General features: G+C 64.5%; 16 protein-coding genes. 13 read left to right on the top strand and 3 right to left on the bottom strand.

Annotated elements, in window-relative coordinates; translation table 11 throughout:
* The first annotated feature begins 11 nt into the window (after positions 1-11).
* From C7449_RS16185 to C7449_RS16160, 6 genes are all read left to right on the top strand, one after another.
* Positions 12-1,478: a 2Fe-2S iron-sulfur cluster-binding protein gene (locus tag C7449_RS16185; RefSeq protein ID WP_108003919.1), complete on the top strand. Its 1,467-nt coding sequence runs from the start codon at positions 12-14 to the stop codon at positions 1,476-1,478.
* Positions 1,475-2,629: an NAD(P)/FAD-dependent oxidoreductase gene (locus C7449_RS16180; protein WP_108003918.1), complete on the top strand. Its 1,155-nt coding sequence runs from the start codon at positions 1,475-1,477 to the stop codon at positions 2,627-2,629. The genes C7449_RS16185 and C7449_RS16180 overlap by 4 nt, the downstream gene beginning before the upstream one ends.
* A 51-nt stretch (positions 2,630-2,680) precedes the next feature.
* On the top strand, positions 2,681-4,111 hold the full coding sequence (locus tag C7449_RS16175; RefSeq protein WP_108003917.1) for an aldehyde dehydrogenase family protein: 1,431 nt from the start codon (positions 2,681-2,683) through the stop codon (positions 4,109-4,111).
* Between the two features lie 320 nt (positions 4,112-4,431).
* Positions 4,432-4,938 (top strand): sigma-70 family RNA polymerase sigma factor, encoded by a 507-nt coding sequence (locus tag C7449_RS16170; protein ID WP_108003916.1) that lies wholly within the window; start codon positions 4,432-4,434, stop codon positions 4,936-4,938.
* Positions 4,939-5,064: 126 nt separating this feature from the next.
* Positions 5,065-5,382, top strand: a complete 318-nt coding sequence (locus C7449_RS16165) for a hypothetical protein (RefSeq protein WP_108003915.1) — start codon at positions 5,065-5,067, stop codon at positions 5,380-5,382.
* 17 nt (positions 5,383-5,399) lie between these two features.
* The gene (locus tag C7449_RS16160) at positions 5,400-5,990 is read left to right on the top strand and encodes a general stress protein (protein ID WP_108003914.1); all 591 of its coding nucleotides are present in this window, start codon (positions 5,400-5,402) and stop codon (positions 5,988-5,990) included.
* A 163-nt stretch (positions 5,991-6,153) separates the two neighbouring features.
* Here the strand turns inward: C7449_RS16160 and C7449_RS16155 are convergent, their stop codons facing one another.
* Positions 6,154-6,459, bottom strand: coding sequence for a DUF982 domain-containing protein (locus tag C7449_RS16155; RefSeq protein ID WP_108003913.1), 306 nt, complete (start codon positions 6,457-6,459; stop codon positions 6,154-6,156).
* A 516-nt stretch (positions 6,460-6,975) separates the two neighbouring features.
* On the opposite strand from C7449_RS16155, the gene C7449_RS16150 reads away from it, so the two are divergent.
* The 6 genes from C7449_RS16150 to otsA all read left to right on the top strand — a co-directional run bounded on the left by C7449_RS16150 (position 6,976) and on the right by otsA (position 12,512).
* Positions 6,976-7,869 (top strand): BON domain-containing protein, encoded by an 894-nt coding sequence (locus C7449_RS16150; RefSeq protein WP_245414423.1) that lies wholly within the window; start codon positions 6,976-6,978, stop codon positions 7,867-7,869.
* A gap of 191 nt (positions 7,870-8,060) precedes the next feature.
* Positions 8,061-9,047 (top strand): SDR family oxidoreductase, encoded by a 987-nt coding sequence (locus tag C7449_RS16145; RefSeq protein WP_108003912.1) that lies wholly within the window; start codon positions 8,061-8,063, stop codon positions 9,045-9,047.
* Positions 9,048-9,232: 185 nt separating this feature from the next.
* Positions 9,233-9,622: a response regulator gene (locus C7449_RS16140; RefSeq protein WP_108003911.1), complete on the top strand. Its 390-nt coding sequence runs from the start codon at positions 9,233-9,235 to the stop codon at positions 9,620-9,622.
* A 261-nt stretch (positions 9,623-9,883) separates the two neighbouring features.
* Entirely contained in the window at positions 9,884-10,147 is a 264-nt protein-coding gene (locus C7449_RS16135; protein WP_108003910.1) for a hypothetical protein, read from the top strand.
* Between the two features lie 143 nt (positions 10,148-10,290).
* The gene (gene otsB, locus C7449_RS16130; protein WP_108003909.1) at positions 10,291-11,082 is read left to right on the top strand and encodes a trehalose-phosphatase; all 792 of its coding nucleotides are present in this window, start codon (positions 10,291-10,293) and stop codon (positions 11,080-11,082) included.
* 38 nt (positions 11,083-11,120) lie between these two features.
* On the top strand, positions 11,121-12,512 hold the full coding sequence (otsA, locus tag C7449_RS16125; RefSeq protein ID WP_108003908.1) for an alpha,alpha-trehalose-phosphate synthase (UDP-forming): 1,392 nt from the start codon (positions 11,121-11,123) through the stop codon (positions 12,510-12,512).
* Between the two features lie 33 nt (positions 12,513-12,545).
* Here the strand turns inward: otsA and C7449_RS16120 are convergent, their stop codons facing one another.
* A complete protein-coding gene (locus tag C7449_RS16120) occupies positions 12,546-13,919 on the bottom strand; it encodes a virulence factor family protein (protein WP_108003907.1) in 1,374 nt (457 codons plus the stop codon).
* The gene (gene mprF, locus C7449_RS16115; RefSeq protein ID WP_108003906.1) at positions 13,916-16,513 is read right to left on the bottom strand and encodes a bifunctional lysylphosphatidylglycerol flippase/synthetase MprF; all 2,598 of its coding nucleotides are present in this window, start codon (positions 16,511-16,513) and stop codon (positions 13,916-13,918) included. Before mprF ends, C7449_RS16120 begins: the two co-directional genes overlap by 4 nt.
* Before the next feature lie 317 nt (positions 16,514-16,830).
* Here mprF and folD point away from each other — a divergent pair, with 317 nt between their 5' ends.
* A complete protein-coding gene (folD, locus tag C7449_RS16110; protein WP_108003905.1) occupies positions 16,831-17,721 on the top strand; it encodes a bifunctional methylenetetrahydrofolate dehydrogenase/methenyltetrahydrofolate cyclohydrolase FolD in 891 nt (296 codons plus the stop codon).
* Positions 17,722-17,764: the final 43 nt, after the last annotated feature.

The raw sequence follows: 17,764 nt of genomic DNA, 5'->3' as shown, positions 1-17,764 counted from the left end.
GAGGGGAAAACATGAGCCATGACAACCAGCACGCGGAGGTGACGTTCTTCTGGAACGGCTCCTGCATCAAGGCGCGGCAGGGTGATAGCGTTGCGGCAGCCCTGTGGCGGGCCGGAATCACCACGCTCGCCCGCTCGCGCAAGCTGCACCGTCCCCTCGGTTACAGCGGATCGTATCCGACCGGCGTCCTTGCCCGGGTGAACGGCCGTCCGAATGTCCGCCTCGACCAGGTCCGCGCACAAGAGGGCCTGGTCGTCGAGACGCAGAATACCTGGCCGTCGCCGCGCTTCGATCTTCTCAAGCTCGCTCAGCTCCTGCCGGCCAAGGCCGTCTACGGCGGCTTCGAGCACGGCGCCTGGATGCCGACGTCGGGGCTCGGCTATCGCTTGGCCGAACGTGCAATGGCCAATCTCGCCGGCGTGGCCCGGCCCGCCGATGTCTCCGTCCAGCCTGCTGCGGTTGCCGGGGAGCGCCTCTCCGTGGATTGCCTGGTCGTCGGCGGCGGCCCTGCCGGTATTGCGGAGGCAAACCGACGGGTCCAGGCAGGTGAGACGGTCGCCCTCGTCACGCGCGGGGATCGGCTCGCCCGCTTCGCAGATTCGTTCGGCGCATCCCTCGAGCCGCTCAGCCCCCAGGTCCGGCTGTTCGCCGGCATGGAGCTGTTCGGCGTCTACCGCGAGGGCGCGCTCATGGTCGCAGCGCCGCATGACAACACCCGCGGCGCTGTCGTGTTCGATCCGAAAGCGGTGGTGTTGGCGACCGGACGGCGGTCCATACCGCCGCTGGTCAAAGGCAATCAGTTGCCGGGCGTGCTGGATGCTCATTCCGCGCTCCAGCTGGCCGCCGTCCACGGCGTCATGCCAGGCCGGCGCGTCGCAGTCGTGGGGACCGGTGCGGAAGACGCGATCGCGGCCAGACTTGCCTCGCTCGGCGTTGAGGTGGTCCACAAGGGGCGTGTCGAGGAACTGAAAGAGATCAAGGGTCGCAGCCGCGTCGCGGCCATCCGCGCCGCCGCCGAGATCCGCTGCGATGCCGTGGTTCATGGCGGACCTTGGCGGGTCGACCCGAGCCTTGGGTTCCAGGCCACGGGCGAGGGGATGTTCCAGGTGCAGGCGCATCCCTTGCCGGAAACGATGTCCGTCGTCGGTGCCGCGGCGCTGGGCGACGAACGCATTTCCGCCCACCGGCATCTTCACCCCGACACGCTGATCTGCCCGTGCATGGACGTGACGGCCGGCGAACTCTACTGCCACATCGATGACGGCGAGACGGATCCTGAAGTCCTGAAGCGGCTGACATCCTGCGGCATGGGAACCTGCCAGGGCTTCCCGTGCTGGGAACACATGCTGGCGATGCTCGCCGCGCGCATCGGCGTTGAGCCGGAAGCGTTCGCCCGCCCCACCCATCGGCCGCCGCGACGTTCGATAACCGTCGCGCAGGCGGCCGGACTTGCCGGACTCGTGGAGCCTGACCGATGAGCAAGCCGCTTCCCAAACGTGCATCCGTCGTCATCATCGGCGGCGGCGTACAGGGTCTCTCCGTCGCATTCAACCTGGTGGAGCAGGGGCAGCGCGACATCCTCGTTCTCGATGCGGGCTATTGGCAGGGCGGCGCCTCGGGCCGCAACGGCACGCTGATCCGGCCGGGCTTCGCATCCGTGGCCTGGACCGAGCTGTTCGTGCTGACCGTCAACGAATGGCAGACCTGGTCGAAGCGTCTGGGCGAGAACGTCATGTTTACGCGGCGCGGATACTCCGTGGTTTCCGAGGCCGAAAAGAGCGAGGCGATGCTGCTCGAGGGCCTGAAGGTCCAGAAGAGCCTCGGCGTCAACAGCTGGATGCTGTCGCGCCGGGAGATCGATGAGCTTCTGCCGGCGATCAACAAGTCGCGCGTCAGGGCCGTGCAACACCAGCCGGACGGCGGCGTTGCCCCGCATCACGCGGTGATGAAGGGCCTTCTGGCGTTCTGCCAGCGTAACGGTGTCGACGTTCGATACCGAACGGCGATCACCGGCCTGGAGCGGACCGGCTCGCGGGTGAGCGCCGTGCTGGTCGGAGACCATCGCATCGAGGCCGATTGCGTCGTCTCCTGCGCCGGACCGAACAACCCGGATATCGCCGCCATGGCGAACGTGCCGCTGAACGGCTTTGGAATGCGCATCGAGGCGATGGCGCTCGAGCCCACCCGGCCGCTCATCAAGCCGGCCATTGCCCTGATTGACAGCCTCGCCTACTTCCACCAGACCTCGCGCGGCGAAGTCGTCGGCGGGACCGAGGTGCCGGAGCGACCGCGCATGTCGTTGAAGGTCGATGTCCCGGTGATGGCGAACATGGCGAAGGTCTATCTCGAGATGTTCCCGCAGCTCGGCGAGGTCCGCATCCTGCGCCACTGGGCGGGTCAGCTTCATGCGTCATCCGACTATGCCCCGCTGCTGGGCGAACACCCGGACCTGAAGGACTTCTGGTTCTCGGCCGGATGGTCCTACGGCTTCGCGGGCGCTCCGGCGGCCGGAAAGCTCCTGGCGGAAGCGATCGCCAAGGGCCGCATCGACCACCGGATGAAGCCGTTCGCACTCGACCGTTTCGAGAAGACAGGACCGATCGTCGAAGGTGGCATCGTGCTCGCGTGACGTCCGGCAACCGGTCGCAATCTCCACACAGACACAGAAAGGACAGCTCCGATGAGCAATCACGAGAAGTTTTACATCAACGGCGAGTGGGTTTCCCCCGTCAAGCCGCAGACCCTCGACGTCATCAATCCGGCAACGGAGGAGCCGTTCACGCGGACCTCCGTCGGTTCTGCGGCCGACGTGGACAAGGCGGTCGCTGCGGCGAAGGCCGCGTTCGAGACGTTCTCGCGGACCAGCCACGCCGAGCGGCTCGCCCTGCTCAAGCGCGTCCTCGAGGTGTATCTCGACCGCTTCGAGGACATCGCACAGGCCGTCTCCGCGGAGATGGGTGCTCCGCTTTCGTTCGCTCGCGATGCACAGGCATGGGCGGGCCGCGGCCATCTCGAGTCCACGATCAAGGCGTTCGAGACCTATTCGTTCAGCGAAAAGCGCGGCACGACGATGATCGTCAAGGAGCCGATCGGCGTCTGCGCGCTGATCACGCCCTGGAACTGGCCGCTGAACCAGATCGTCTGCAAGGTCGCGCCGGCGATTGCGGCCGGGTGCACCGTCGTGCTCAAGCCGTCGGAGATCGCGCCGGTCTCGGGCATCGTCTTTGCGGAAGTCATGGATGCGGCGGGCGTGCCGAAGGGCGTGTTCAACCTCGTCAACGGCACGGGGCCGGACGTCGGACAGGTCATGGCCTCCCATCCCGACGTCGACATGGTCTCCTTCACCGGATCGACCAGAGCCGGTGTTATCGTCGCCAAGGCGGCGGCCGACACGGTCAAACGCGTGGCGCAGGAACTCGGCGGCAAGTCGGCGAACATCATCCTCCCCGACGCCGACTTCGAGACCGCAGTGACGAAGGGCGTCCGCGGCTGCTTCAGCAACACCGGGCAGTCCTGTGACGCGCCGACCCGCATGCTGGTTCCGAAGGACCGGCACGACGAGGCGCTTGCCATTGCCAAGACCGCAGCCGAGGCCTTCCGCACCGGTGACCCGAACTCCGAAGAAACCAACCTCGGGCCGGTCGTCAGCCAGCTCCAGTTCGACAAGATCCAGCGGCTGATCGAAACGGGCATCAGCGAGGGCGCGACGCTCGTGACGGGCGGTCCCGGACGTCCCGACGGCCTGAACCGCGGCTACTATGTGCGGCCGACGGTGTTCGGCAACGTCACCCCCGACATGACGATCGCGCGGGAAGAAATCTTCGGCCCCGTCCTTTCCGTCATCTCCTATGAGGATGAAGAGGATGCGATCCGCATCGCCAACGACACCGTCTACGGGCTGGCCGCCTATGTCCAGTCGCAGGACATCGAGCGGGCTCGCCGGGTGGCGGCGCGCATGCGGGCGGGTTCCGTCTACCTGAACTATCCGGCGTGGGACACGATGGCGTCCTTCGGTGGCTACAAGCAGTCCGGCAACGGGCGCGAATACGCGGATTTCGGCATCCACGATTTCCTCGAGATCAAGAGCATCGTCGGCTACGGCGACGAGTAATCGCAGGACGCGGCGCTCGTGCGCCGCGTCTCCCGGATGATCGAACGGTGGTTCGATCGTCCGATCCCGCGACGATCAGGCTGTTCTCGTGATATAAGCTGTTTCGCGTTGCGGCGCCGGCAACTATCATTGTGGGCTCTGAGCGCCCCTAAGGCGCAATGCGCACTGTCGCTCATAGGCAGATGACCAACGCTGCTGAACGTCAAAGGCGCTGAAAGGTTCCGGGCAGCGACAGATTAAAAAGATACTTCCCAGGGGGAAATTGGCGGAACGATCCCGATCAGGGCGCATTCCAAATAATTGATCCGAAGGAAGCCGTCATGTCGTCGACAAGAAACGAGCGGACCCGCGCGGAGATCGTGGCCTATATGCCGGCCCTTCGCTCTTTTGCCTACAGGTTCCACCGAAGCCGCACCGATGCGGAAGATCTCGTCCAGGAAACGCTGGTAAAGGCACTCGCCAATCTGGACAAGTTCCAGGAAGGTACCAACCTGAAGTCCTGGATGTTCACCATCATGCGCAACACCTTCTGCACGCGGGCCAAACTGGCCAAACGCGAAGCGCCCGGTCGCGACGAGGATTGCGGGACCCTTGGGGGAGCGGCGCCCGCCAAGCAGGAGTGGCATCTGCGCGGCCGCGAGCTGGAGCGGGCCATCGCCCGCCTTTCCCCGGCGAGCCGAACGGTCATCGAAATGGTGGCCATCGAGGGTGCAACATACGAGGCGGCCGCGGCCCGGCTGAACTGCGCCGTCGGCACGGTCAAGAGCCGCCTCAACCGGGCCCGGGTCCGCCTTGCCGCCGAACTCGAAGGCTCGACCCCGCGGTAAGCCCGCGCGGCCCGCGGGTAGGCGGCCGCCACACGATCATCCAGCCTCGCCTTGCCACCTCCGGAACAAAAGCGGTTCCTCGGAACTTTGAGAAGGTGTTCCAACTTGAAAAAGCGAGGAAAGACCATGAAAACCATCTGCCTGGCAGGCATCGCGCTGGCGTTGGCCGCTGCCCCTGCGTTTTCCCAGAGCAACCCGCCGGCCGCTAAATCCGGCGACACGCCCGCGATCGCGACCCCTGGTGAGCAGAATCCGGCTGCGCCGGTTCAGGGCGAAAACAGCTTCACCGAAGATCAGGCCAAAAACCGCATGGTCGACGCAGGATACAGCGACATCACCGATCTGAAGCTGGACGATACCGGTGTGTGGCGCGCCAAGGCCAAGAAGGACGGGAAAGCCGTGGTCGTCTCGCTCGACTACCAGGGCAACATCGTCATCAACTGAACAATGGGAGAAGCAAGATGCGAACCGTAACAGGGCTTTTTGATTCATACGACGACGCCCACCGTGCCGTGTCCGAGCTGGAGACCGCCGGTGTCCCCTCATCCGATATCAGCATCGTTTCCCACGCGGGCGATCGTGACCGAGACGGCGACGACAGCCTGGCAGCGGAAGGTGCCGGGACCGGCGCCGGCATCGGAGCTGTCGCCGGCGGAACCGGCGGGCTGCTGGCCGGGCTGGGCATCATGGCCATTCCGGGCGTCGGGCCCGTGGTTGCTGCGGGCTGGCTTGCGGCCACCGCGGCCGGCGCGGTTGCAGGCGCTATCGCTGGCGGCGCCGCCGGTGGGCTTGTCGGCGCAATGATGCGGGCCGGCGTCCCCGAGGAGGACGCGCACGTCTATGCAGAGGGCGTTCGCCGCGGTGGCACGATGGTGGTCGCCAAGGTCGATGAAGGGCAGGTTGCCGTCGCCGAGGATATTCTTCAGCGCGCCAACCGGGTTGACATTGATGCCCGCCGTACCGCTTACCGGCAGGCAGGATGGGAGCGTTTCGACGAGAGCGCGGAACCCCTCGATGATCTCGAAGCCGAACGGGCGCGTTGGCGCCGCTAGCGGCAGGTAGGGTCCCCGGACGCGAGATTGATACGCGGCAAAGGGGCACCATCAGCGCCATCCGTGCCAACCGGCACGGATGGCGCTTGATTTACAATCTGGAATTGTGGGCTGCCCAGAGCCTTCTGGCTGCCCACCGACTATTTAAATCACGCGGGTCAAATCACCTTCGCTGGGTTGCATTGCGCTCTGGGTGGGCGAGGTAACCTGCAGGGGGCGGAGTGGTTACATGGAGGCCCGCCTCGAGGCAGGCGGCCACGAAGGCTTCCCGTCCGACGGCCAGAGGTGTGGTTCGTTCAAGTGCAGAGCGGCAAAGGCGGACCGCCCGTTCGTAGTTTCGGCCATGGCGGAGCGGCCATTCGTTTTCCAGGAAGTCGAGAGCGTCGTAAGGGCTTTTGAACAGGTGATAGGTGCCGTTCTGGAGCCTTACCGAGAGCGGGTTGGACCACGGTAAATCCGGAATGCGCATCTGCTTCCTCCTTTCATTACAGACCGGACTAAACGAAGTGCAAAACATATCGGCGGGGCGTGCCCCGTCTTCAAGAGCCGGCCCTGCCCGGAGGGGCCGGCTTCGTGCTGCCGAGGTCGACGGTTCCAGCGGCGCCAGAGACGCCGTCAGGTTCACCATCAGCATGGACGCAACTATAGGTAAAGATACCTCCTTCCTTCCCTGACGCACATCGCTTTCAGCATCGCTAGCCCGAAATAGCCACAAACAGAAGGGGAACAACCGGGCCGACGGCGCGCATCCCCCTGTTGCCGGCGGCGCCGGTGCGCCTGGCGGGACGGGCACCGAACGAGTGCCCGTGCCGGGCTAGAATGCCGCCCTTGAGCCTGACCTCGCTGCGGCCGCAGTGGTTCGGCGTGGGTCTTCGGCTGGAACTGGGGCTGCCCAGACCGGCACCAATTCGCCGCCTTAGCAGAGGGAACTTTCGCATTGCTCCGCGGTTCTGCCCCACTCATCCAGACAAGGGAGACATCAGCGATGGCAGATGATTGGTACAGGCAGGACAGGCGCGACGACCGCGAAAACAGCTCCCGCGAGGGAAGAGGCTCGCAAGGCCGCTGGCAGGGCGGCGGATACCAGGGTGGCATGTCCTCCAATGACGAGAACCGGGGCAATTATGGCCGTGGCTGGCGCGGTTCTGACTATGATCGCGGCGACCGCGACAGGTGGACGAGCGACGATCTGGGCTATGGGGACCGCGGCTCTGGTTACTATGGCGGCGGCCGGTACGGCACGGGCGGCGGCGGCTACGGCGACCGTAACAGCCGTTATGGCGATTACGGCGGCTTCGGCGACCGCTACGGCGGCGGCTACGGCGGACAGGGGCGTGGCGGTGGCCAGTTCGGCTATCGCGACTACGATCGCAACCGCGACTACGATCGCAACCGCGACTACGATCAGGGTCGCGACCGCGGCTTCATGGACAAGGCCGGCGACGAGGTGGCATCCTGGTTCGGCGATGAAGACGCGGCCCGGCGGCGGCAGATGGACCAGTACCGCGGCAAAGGCCCGCGCGGCTATACCCGCTCCGATTCCCGGATCGAAGAGGACATCAACGACCGCTTGAGTGACGACCCCTATCTCGATGCCAGCGACGTGGAGGTCAAGGTGTCGAAGGGCGAGGTCACCCTGAGCGGATACGTTTCCAGCCGCCAGGACAAGCGCCGCGCCGAGGACTGCGCCGAAGCCATCTCGGGCGTTTCCAATGTGCAGAACAACCTGCGCATCAGGACATCCGCCGAGTCGAGTTCGACGACATCGAAGACCGGCGCGGCGGGCGCGACCGGGACCACCGGCAGTGCCGGGTCGGGGGCTGCCGGGACGACGGGCGGATCCTCCAGCACCTACGGCACCGGCAGCAACCAGACGTGAACTGCCAGGCCCCCGATCTTCCACGGGGGCCCTGCGCACTAGAAACCCAGATGAAAATGCGTCCGGCGCCGTGTATTGCGGCGTCGGACGACTGATTGACCGCCCCCGGCCCCGCGGACGTCAGATTGTGGGCCATCGAGGCGCCGCTATGGCGCCCGTATCCCACGGAAGAACAACCGCGAGGAACCTCCATGGCAAGAAACCTGCGTGACAGCGTCGTGGTCATCACGGGCGCCTCGAGCGGCATCGGCCAGGCGACGGCGCTGGCCTTTGCAAGGGAGGGCGCAAAGCTGGTGCTTGCCGCGCGCGACGCGGCGGCGCTGCAACAGGTGGCGAAGAGCTGCAGGGAGTATGGCGTGGACGTGCTTGTAGCGCCCACCGACGTCACCGACGCCGACGCCGTGCGGGCGCTCGCCGAGCGGGCGATGAGCTTTGGCCGGATCGATGTCTGGGTCAGCAATGTCGGGGTGGGCGCAGTCGGCCGCTTCCACGAGACGCCGATCGAAGCCCACCAGCAGGTGATCCGCGCCAATCTGGTCGGGCACATCAATGACGCGCACGCGGTCATTCCGATCTTCATCAAACAGCGCCGCGGCACGTTCATCAACATGGTCTCGGTCGGCGGCTTCGCCGCGACACCTTTCGCCGCTGCCTACTCGGCCAGCAAATTTGGCCTGCGCGGCTTTTCCGAGGCCTTGCGGGCCGAGCTTTCCGCCTTCCCCGACATCCACATCTGCGACATCCATCCGAGCTTCGTCGACACGCCAGGACTGCTGCACGGCGCCAACTATGTCCGGCGGGCGGTTCGACCGCCACCCGGTATGTCGGACCCGAGAGCAGTCGCGGCCGCGATCGTCAGCGCGGCCCGCAATCCGCGCGACGTCGTGACCGTCGGTCCGCTGACAAACCTGATCCGTTTTGTGCATTTCCTGTCACCCACTTTGAGCGCCCGGGCCGCCGAATGGGTCATACGGCAATACTTCCGGCAGGCCGACAGGGTACCCGCCTCCAGCGGCAATCTCTACCGGCCACCCGTCGATCCCGGCGGCATCGACGGGGGCTTCCGCTCGAAACACCGTAACGGCTATGCGCCCATCTTCCTGATCTCCCTTTGCGTCGGCATGGCGCTGGGCGCGGCGGCGCAGCGTCGGGGCAACCGTTTCCATCCGGCCCGCTAACCGGCCGGAGCGTTTCTTGCTCCAAATGTGAGCTGGCTTCAGAAAAGACTATCGCCGGCAGCCATGCGACGATATGTCGACAGGGATCGTGAACCTGATGGTCGCGACGGTGGATGGAACAACGGGAGGAGACGGTTGTTCAGCTTTTATTCGAGGGGGGAAACCCTCCGGCGGAAGAGACACAAATGAAGGAAGCGTATAGCTACGCCCGGCTCTTCAATGGAAAACGTATTCTAGTCGTCGAGAACGAGTATTTCCTGACCCGCCAGGCCCGCTTGAAGATGGAGGAATTCGGGGCGATAGTGGTCGGGCCTACCGGCAGCGTAGAGTTGGCACTGAAATTCATCCACGAACAACCGATCGACGCGGCGATACTTGACGTCCACCTGGCAGCCGAGCTGGTATTGGCCTTGTCCGACCGCCTGATAGAGCTTGGGATCGCATTCGTCTTCGCCACCGCCTACGACCCCTCGCTGGTCGCCGACCGCTTCCCCGGATATCTGCTCTGTGACGATCCCACAGCGCTCGGGCAGATCGCCAAGGCGCTCTTCGCGACCAAACGGCCAATTCACTAAGAATTTCGCTGCGGAAGCCGCCGCAGAGGCGGGCCCGGGGCATACATTGCTGCGGCGCAAGCCGCGGTGCCATCTGCGCAATGGGCGCGTCTTCGTCGGCTTTGCCTGCCATCACCAATCTCGCCTGCCTGCGGAACCAACGCACAGAAGACCCGCCGCCGGGGAATGGGGAACAAACCGCCGTCGCCACCGTTCGAACTCATCAGCACGTACACTTTGCCGGCCGGCCGGCGACACGGTTCCTCAAGCAGGGAGTTGGCGATGAGCGAGGCAAAAAAGACGTCGAACCATTCTGAGATCAGGAAATGGGTCGAAGAGCGCAACGGTCGCCCCTCGCGGGTCAAGGGGGCCGGTGAAGGCGGAGTGCTGCGGATCGACTTCGGAAAGCCGGAAGACAACCTCGAGGCGATCTCCTGGGACGATTTCTTCCGCATCTTCGACGAGAACCAGTTGGCGTTCCTTCACCAGGACAAGACCGCGGACGGCAAGGTGAGCCGCTTCAACAAGTTCGTGGAAAAGGACTGAGTGCGGCCTTTGTCGTCGCCCGCGCTCGGCGGAATGTTAGCTTAAGATGTCGCTGCCGTTGACGATCGTAAATGTATTGGCCGTGACTGGCAGCAAATGAAACGCAGTTTGGCAGCAAAGATGAATATGATACAAGCTAGCCCATGTCGTCTCTGACACAGCTTATTGCGGCATCGGAACCCGACGCCGGAAAAAACTTCCTCCTCACAGCTCTCTCGACGGAACTGGACGGCTGGGCTCTGTTCCTGGATGTCGATGGTACGCTGCTTGATCTTGCGGAAACACCGAACGCCATCGCTGTTCCGCAATTGCTGCCTGCGAATCTCGAGGCTCTGTCGAGCAAGCTCAGGGGTGCTCTGGCGCTCGTGACGGGGCGGCGGCTCGATTATGTCGATCAGCTTTTCTCGCTCCCATCGCTGCCCGTTGCCGGGCTTCATGGAGCGCAGCGCCGCGACCCGGATGGCCGTTTGCACTCACCGGTGGAGACGCCGGAGTTCGGGCAGCTGAAAGCCGAGCTTGTCGCCGACGTTGCCGGTTGGCCAGGCGTTCTGATCGAGGACAAGGGGCCGGCCGTCGCCGCCCATTACCGGCTTGCGCCGGAAAGAAAACATCAGGTCGAAGCGCTGATGCAACGGGCACTGGCCCGAGCCGGGCCGGATTGGACGATCCAGCATGGCAAGATGGTGTTCGAAATCCGCCCCGCCGCTGCCGACAAGGGTCAGGCCGTCTTGGAATTTCTCAAGCAGCCGCCCTTTGCCGGCAGACAGCCGATCGCGATCGGCGACGATGTGACCGACGAGGCGATGTTTCGCGCCGTCAACCGCCTCGGCGGCTGTTCGATCCGCATCGGATCTCCCTCAGCCGCCAGCGAGGCGCTCGGCTACATCCCCTCTGCCGCGGTGTTGCGCGACGTCATCGCGGCGTCGGTCTCGTGAATATTCAAATGTATTTTCTGATGTGAAAGGACTCCGGCATGGGCCGTCTCGTCATTGTTTCCAATCGTGTGCCAGTTCCCGAAAAGGGCGGCGCTGCGGGCGCCGGCGGACTTGCGGTTGCGCTGAAGGCTGCCTTGGAAGACCGGGGCGGCATCTGGATGGGCTGGTCGGGAAAAACCAGTGGCGAGGACGAACCGCAGCCGCTTTCGCACCAGCAGCAGGGAAACATAACCTATGCGTTGACGGATCTAACCGACACCGACGTGGAGGAATATTATCGCGGTTTCGCCAACCGCGTTCTCTGGCCCATCTGTCATTACCGCCTGGATCTCGCCGAATACGGACGCAAGGAGATGGCCGGCTATTTCCGCGTCAACCGTTTCTTCGCCCACCGGCTGGCGCCGCTGATCAAGCCCGACGACGTCGTCTGGGTGCACGACTACCATTTGATCCCTCTCGCCGCCGAACTGCGTGCCATGGGCTTGAAGAACCGCATCGGCTTCTTCCTCCACATACCGTGGCCGCCTGCGGACGTGCTCTTCACCATGCCGGTCCATGAAGAGATCGTGCGAAGCCTGTCCTACTATGATCTCGTCGGCTTTCAGACCGACCATGATCTTGAGAATTTCGCCGGCTGCCTGAGGCGGGAAGGCATCGGCTATGAAGTCGGCCAAGGGCGCTTCAGCGCTTACGGCCGCATCTTCAAGGGCGGCACGTATGCAATCGGCATCGAGACTGCGGCCTTTGCCAACTTCGCCAAGAAGGCATCGGCGAACAAGACGGTGAGGAGGGCGCGGGAAAGCCTTCAGGACCGCAGCCTGATCATTGGCGTCGATCGGCTAGACTATTCCAAGGGTATCACTCAACGCATCGATGCCTTCGAACGCTTCGTCCTGGCCAATCCGGCCCATCAGGGACACGTCACCTATCTGCAGATCACCCCGAAATCCCGCTCCGAAGTGCCGGAATACGAAGCCATGCAGAGCATGGTTGCCGAACAGGCCGGCAGGGTGAACGGGGCGCTCGGCACTGTCGATTGGGTGCCCATTCGCTACGTCAACCGCTCGGTGGGCCGGCATATTCTCGCGGGGCTCTACCGGCTTGGCAAAGTCGGTCTGGTGACACCGCTTCGGGACGGCATGAACCTGGTGGCCAAGGAATATGTGGCCGCACAGGATCCCGAGGATCCCGGCGTGCTTGTGCTTTCACGATTTGCGGGAGCCGCGCGTGAGTTGAAGCAGGCGCTGCTCGTCAATCCCTACGACATTGAAGGTACGGCCAACGCCATCGCCCGCGCCCTCAGCATGCCGCTGGAAGAGCGCCAGGAACGCTGGAAGACAATGATCGACCAACTGCTGGAGCACGATGTCTCCTCCTGGTGCCGTGTCTTTCTCGAAGACCTGACGGCGTCGCCGGTCCAGACCTGTTAGAGCATTTGCCCGCGTGGCTTTCAGGTTGCAGCACTACTTCAGGCTGGCCAATCGGGTCTTCAGCGAGCCGATGATGCGTTGGGCAAGGGCCTCGTAATCGCCATCGAAATGGTGACCGCCGTCGATGCCGATCGCTTCAACGCCCCTGCGGGTAAGTGCGGGGCAGGGGTCGTCATCCTCGTCCCTGCCGTAGATGCATTGCACGATGCGCGGATCGATCTTCTCGATATCGGCTACCGGATCGCCCGTGCTGGCGCCGCCGGCGAGGCCGAGCCAGCCTTCGACCGAGATCTCGTAATCGACGCGGCGGGACAGCGCCATGAGGGTCAGCTGCCTCACCCGCGCCTTGTCCTCATCGGACAGCAGGTTGTAGGTGGCAGGCAGAAGGTCGGCGCCGAACGAGTAACCGGCGAGCAGGACATGGCGAACGTTCCATTCCTTGCGATACGCCTCAATGATGCGGGCCAGATCATCGGCGGTTTCCTGCGGCTTCCGCTCCGACCAGAAGTAGCGCAGCGAATCCACGCCGATCACCGGGATCCCCATGCCCTGCAGTGCGCCCCCGACCTGCTTGTCGAGATCGCGCCAGCCACCGTCGCCCGAATAGATGATCGCCATGGCATCCATGGTCGGCTTGGTCTCGAGCACCGTGATCGGCAGGCCGAGCGGATCGTCGCTGCCGCTCGACACGTCGATGCGATCGGCGAGGATCTGCGCGAGGGCATCCATCGGCGCTGCATCCGCGTCGTTCAGGTCGATTGCGGGATGGGTCTGCGCCAGTTGCCTGACATGATCACGCCCGGCCAGCGGGGCGGCCCTTGAGAAACGGACGGTGACCGCCGCAGGCAGGCTTCCGTCGACGAAACCGTAGATGGTCCTGCCGTCGCTGCGAGTCTTCGAGGCAGGGGTGCAGAGCACCTTGTCGAGCGGGATGCCGGCTTGCGGATCGACTGCCACCGCTTCGCCGATCGTGGCGGCCGGGCTCTGGGAAATCATCGCCAGCGCCAGCGCCGCGCCTTCGCCGACACCGGCGATGATCGGCGGCTTGTAGCTTGTGGCGCCGGCTGCGCGCTGCACCTGATGGGCCAGCGCCTCCACATCGGAAATCATGTAGACGCAACTCCCGGCGTCCGATTGCAGAGCCCGCAGGTAGGACGGGAAGTCGATGCCGACAATGGCCGCGCCCTTTGCGACCAGCGCCTCGGCCTTTTCCTGCTCGAGCGCCCCCCAGCCGCCGGCATCCGATATCAGGAACACGTTGGCCCGCAACTCGCCGTCCGGCAACAGGATGTGGCCGCCGGGAATCATGCCGGTATCGAACGTCTGCTGGGGCTGCTGGCCAACGGCTGTGATCGGCAACAGGCTTGCCAGCAGGGAGATGGCCGCAAGGAACTTCCAGGTTCTCATTTTCCGATCACTCCCCTCACTCCGCCGCCGATGAGCAACGTGACGTCCATGAGTGCAAGCGCGGCTCCCGTCCCGTTCGACACGGCGAGATAGCGCGGCTCCCAGCGCGGATGGAACTTCGATTTGAAGGTACGCAGACCCTTGAAGTTGTAGAAGCGTTCGCCGTGTTCGAACAACAGTCCGCCGAGTCGGTCCCAGACCGGGGCCGCCTCGCGACGCGCCATCCCCGAGAGCGGCGCCATGCCCAGGTTGAACGTCCGGTAGCCCTCGGCCTTCAGATGGTTCAGGATGCTGACGAAGAGAAAGTCCATGGTCCCTCGCGGCACGTCGGGGCTGAACCGCATCAGGTCTACCGTCGCCTCGACCATCGTGTCGGTCAGCATCAACGTGGCGAAAGCGATGATCCGGTCATGCCTGCTGACCACAGCGACGGGTTGCGACATCACGTAGCCCCGTTCGAAGGCGCCGAGCGAGAAGGTCTTCTCCCGGGTGTTGTGATGGGCGAGCCAGGCGTCGGAAATAGCCTGCAGTTCGTCGATGATGCCCGGGACATTCGCCGTCGCGACGATCGAAAACGACAGGCCGTCGCGCACGCCGCGATTGAAGGACTGCCGCAGGCCGGAGAAGCGGCTGCCCGTCAGTTCGAACCGGGTGAGATCGACGACGGCAAGCTCACCGAGCTTGAATGCCCGCAAACCCGCATCGGCGCAGGAGGACAGCAGCAGCGGCGAGATCTGGTAGAAGGCCGCGCGGCCGCCGCCGGCACGCGCCGCCTCGACCAATTGCCAGACCAGTTCGTCGAAGTCCTGTTTGGCGCCGACCGGATCGGCAAGCGCAATCCACGAGCGTCCCTGTATCCCGTACATCAGGAAGGCGTCGCCCGACTGGGAGAACAGGATGCTCTTGTCGCCCATCCTCACGAGGTTCGCGTCGGCGACGTGCTGCCGCCGGACGATCTCGACGGCCCGGGCGATCTCTTCCAGGGCGGGAGGCTTCGGTCGATGGGCCGCCGGGCGCAGCAGGCTGAAGATTGCGACCACCGATGCGCCGATCGAAAGCCCCAGCAATGCGCGCAACCCGCGCGGCGCCTCTTGGGAGAACTCGAACTGCCACCAGAGCTCATGGGTGTATTCGGTGTCCCGGTAGATGAACAGCAGGATGACAAGGGCGGCCACGATGATGACGGCGATTGCCGCGAGCCAGGTGGGACCAAGCGCCTGGCGTATCAGCGAGGCCGGCCGGGTGAAGCTGGCTCCGCTGAAGATTAGGGCCATGATGAACAGCGCCAACAGCGCGGCCTCGAAAACCGCAACCGCCTTGAGAAAGGACAGGACGAGCGCCGCCGCGGCACTGACAAGCGCCATCCACCAGGCACCGTCCAACCTGAGCGCCAAGCCACGCGAAGTCACGAACAATCCCAGCCCCAATAGGCTCGAAAGGAAGTGCGCCGCTTCGACGATGGGCAAGGGCAGCATCGCGGCGAGGAAGTCGAGGTCGGCGTCGGGCGTCGGCACCACGCTCGAGAAGATCAGCATTGTTCCGAGCAGCAGGGCAAACGCGGACAGCAGCGCCGGAGACAGCCGCGTCGCGATCTGCCCGACCTCGGCGGCAACCGGCTGGGACGCCAGCTGGCGCATCTCGCTGACAAGCATCACGACGACGGCGATGAGCAGCGGCAGCACATAGTAGATGAGCCGGTAGAGCACGAGGCTGCCAAGCAACTGGTCGACGCTGATGGCGTTCGAGAGACCCGCCATGATCACCGTTTCGAAGACGCCGAGACCGGCCGGCACGTGGCTGAGCACGCCGATGCCGACAGCCGTCGCATAGATCGCCAGGAAGGTCGGCCAGCTGACGTGTGTCTCCGGCAGGAGGACGTAGAGTGCGGAGGCGGAAGCCGCGATATCGAAGGCGGAGACGAGAAACTGGCGGGACGACGTCCGGCTATCGGGCAGGTGCAGTGTGAGGCCCTTGAGCTTGATGGTCCTGCCGTTGCGCGACAGGAACAACACGATCCCCATCACCGCGACGACGGCGAGGGCGGCCGCCTGCAGCCAGGCCGGGCTCATGCCGACCGTACGCGATATCTGCCGCGCCACGGCCAGTGTCGACAATGCGCTGACCATGAAGAGGCCGAGACCGAACGAGAGGGTCACGAAAGCGATGACGCGGGCGATGTCGCCGGGCGCGAGGCCGAGCCGCGAATAGGCGCGGAAGCGGATCGCGCCGCCGCTCAAGGGGCCGAAGCCGACCGTGTTCCCGACGGCATAGGCGACGAACGCACTGGCCGCCACCGAGGGCCACGGCAGCCTTCGGCCGATGTATTCAAGGGCGTTCAGGTCGTAGAAGACCAGCGCCACGAAGCTCAGGCCGGTGAAGAACACGGCGAGCGCGATGGCGGACCAGGGTGTCGCCGCGAGAGCAGCCAGCACGTCCTCGTAGCGCACCTCCGACGTCAGCCGGTAGATGGCGACCGAAACCAGGCCGAACACGGCGATGACGCCGGCCGCCGCCGCGTAGAGCCTGTACCGAACGAAGAACTGACCGACCTGGCCGTCTTGGGAGGTGCCCGCCGAATGGCTTTCCGTTGTCATGCCCTCGTGTCTCACATCCTCGAGATCGATCCGTGCGCATCGGGCCGCCGCATTAGGGAAATGCCTCGCAACGCGCTAGTCAAGTGCAACTCGCCGCGGGCATGACCCGTCGGGCGGCGCGGCGCCGCAGCTCTCGGCGGATGCCAACGGGGAGCGCCACTTCTGCAAGTTTCTTTAAATGAAAGAAAATTGAATGGCAGTTGACTTGTGCGTGGCTCAACTGTTAGAAAGCGGGCCGCAGGATCTCGCAGCCCCATGGCTGATATGCCTCGTAGCACCTTGGGCCAGGAGACCTTGTCGGGAGGGATGACGGCACAATGGCGACAGTGATTGATGGCAAGGCGGTCGCGGCGGATGTGCTCGCCACGATCAAGGCGGCATCACAGCGCCTGACCGCGGAAACCGGCGTTGTCCCCGGTATCGCCGTGGTCATTGTCGGGCACGATCCTGCCAGCCAGGTCTATGTCGCCTCCAAGGGCAAGAAGGCCAAGGAGTGCGGCTTCAACTCGATCGAGCATGCGCTGCCATCCGAGACCACCGAAAAAGAATTGGTGGCGCTGGTCGAAAAACTCAACGCCGATCCCGCCGTCCACGGCATCCTCGTGCAACTTCCGCTACCTGATCACATCGACTCGGGCAGCATCATCCAGACGATTGCGCCTGAGAAGGACGTCGACGGCTTCCACTTCATCAATGTCGGCAAGCTCGGCACCGGTGAACTGGATACAGCCTTCGTTCCGTGCACGCCCGCCGGTTCCATGCTGTTGATCGAACGCGCGCTTGGCCGCGACCTGTCCGGCCTCACCGCCGTAGTCGTCGGACGCTCCAATATCGTCGGCAAGCCGATAGCCAACCTCCTGCTGAACGCCAACGCCACCGTGACCATCGCTCACAGCCGCACCAAGGATTTGCCGGCGCTGTGCCGCAGCGCCGATATCCTGGTGGCCGCCGTCGGCCGCCCGGAGATGATCAAGGGTGACTGGGTCAAGCCCGGTGCGACTGTCATCGATGTCGGCATTAACCGCATTGCCGGTGGCGATGGAAGGGCCAGGCTGGTTGGAGATGTCGCCTACGCGGAAGCCGAAGCGCGGGCCGGTGCGATCACACCAGTGCCCGGAGGGGTCGGCCCAATGACCATCGCCTTGCTGATGGCCAACACACTGACTTCGGCCAGACGGGCCGCAGGCCAGACGCCGCCGCCCTTATAGGAGCAACATCCGGCTCCCATTGACTCGCCTCTAACCCCCAACT

The organism is Mycoplana dimorpha (assembly GCF_003046475.1).
Taxonomy (GTDB): Bacteria; Pseudomonadota; Alphaproteobacteria; order Rhizobiales; family Rhizobiaceae; genus Mycoplana; species Mycoplana dimorpha.
Note: the sequence above shows the minus strand (reverse complement) of the source record. Positions and strands in the feature narration are given on the sequence as shown.

Coding starts and splice junctions, on each gene's coding strand:
- otsA (WP_108003908.1), top strand. CDS start 11,121: ATGGGCCGTCTCGTCATTGTTTCCAATCGTGTGCCAGTTCCCGAAAAG.
- C7449_RS16185 (WP_108003919.1), top strand. CDS start 12: ATGAGCCATGACAACCAGCACGCGGAGGTGACGTTCTTCTGGAACGGC.
- C7449_RS16155 (WP_108003913.1), bottom strand. CDS start 6,459: ATGCGCATTCCGGATTTACCGTGGTCCAACCCGCTCTCGGTAAGGCTC.
- C7449_RS16170 (WP_108003916.1), top strand. CDS start 4,432: ATGTCGTCGACAAGAAACGAGCGGACCCGCGCGGAGATCGTGGCCTAT.
- mprF (WP_108003906.1), bottom strand. CDS start 16,513: ATGACAACGGAAAGCCATTCGGCGGGCACCTCCCAAGACGGCCAGGTC.
- folD (WP_108003905.1), top strand. CDS start 16,831: ATGGCGACAGTGATTGATGGCAAGGCGGTCGCGGCGGATGTGCTCGCC.
- C7449_RS16120 (WP_108003907.1), bottom strand. CDS start 13,919: ATGAGAACCTGGAAGTTCCTTGCGGCCATCTCCCTGCTGGCAAGCCTG.
- C7449_RS16160 (WP_108003914.1), top strand. CDS start 5,400: ATGCGAACCGTAACAGGGCTTTTTGATTCATACGACGACGCCCACCGT.
- C7449_RS16180 (WP_108003918.1), top strand. CDS start 1,475: ATGAGCAAGCCGCTTCCCAAACGTGCATCCGTCGTCATCATCGGCGGC.
- C7449_RS16135 (WP_108003910.1), top strand. CDS start 9,884: ATGAGCGAGGCAAAAAAGACGTCGAACCATTCTGAGATCAGGAAATGG.
- otsB (WP_108003909.1), top strand. CDS start 10,291: ATGTCGTCTCTGACACAGCTTATTGCGGCATCGGAACCCGACGCCGGA.
- C7449_RS16145 (WP_108003912.1), top strand. CDS start 8,061: ATGGCAAGAAACCTGCGTGACAGCGTCGTGGTCATCACGGGCGCCTCG.
- C7449_RS16165 (WP_108003915.1), top strand. CDS start 5,065: ATGAAAACCATCTGCCTGGCAGGCATCGCGCTGGCGTTGGCCGCTGCC.
- C7449_RS16140 (WP_108003911.1), top strand. CDS start 9,233: ATGAAGGAAGCGTATAGCTACGCCCGGCTCTTCAATGGAAAACGTATT.
- C7449_RS16175 (WP_108003917.1), top strand. CDS start 2,681: ATGAGCAATCACGAGAAGTTTTACATCAACGGCGAGTGGGTTTCCCCC.
- C7449_RS16150 (WP_245414423.1), top strand. CDS start 6,976: ATGGCAGATGATTGGTACAGGCAGGACAGGCGCGACGACCGCGAAAAC.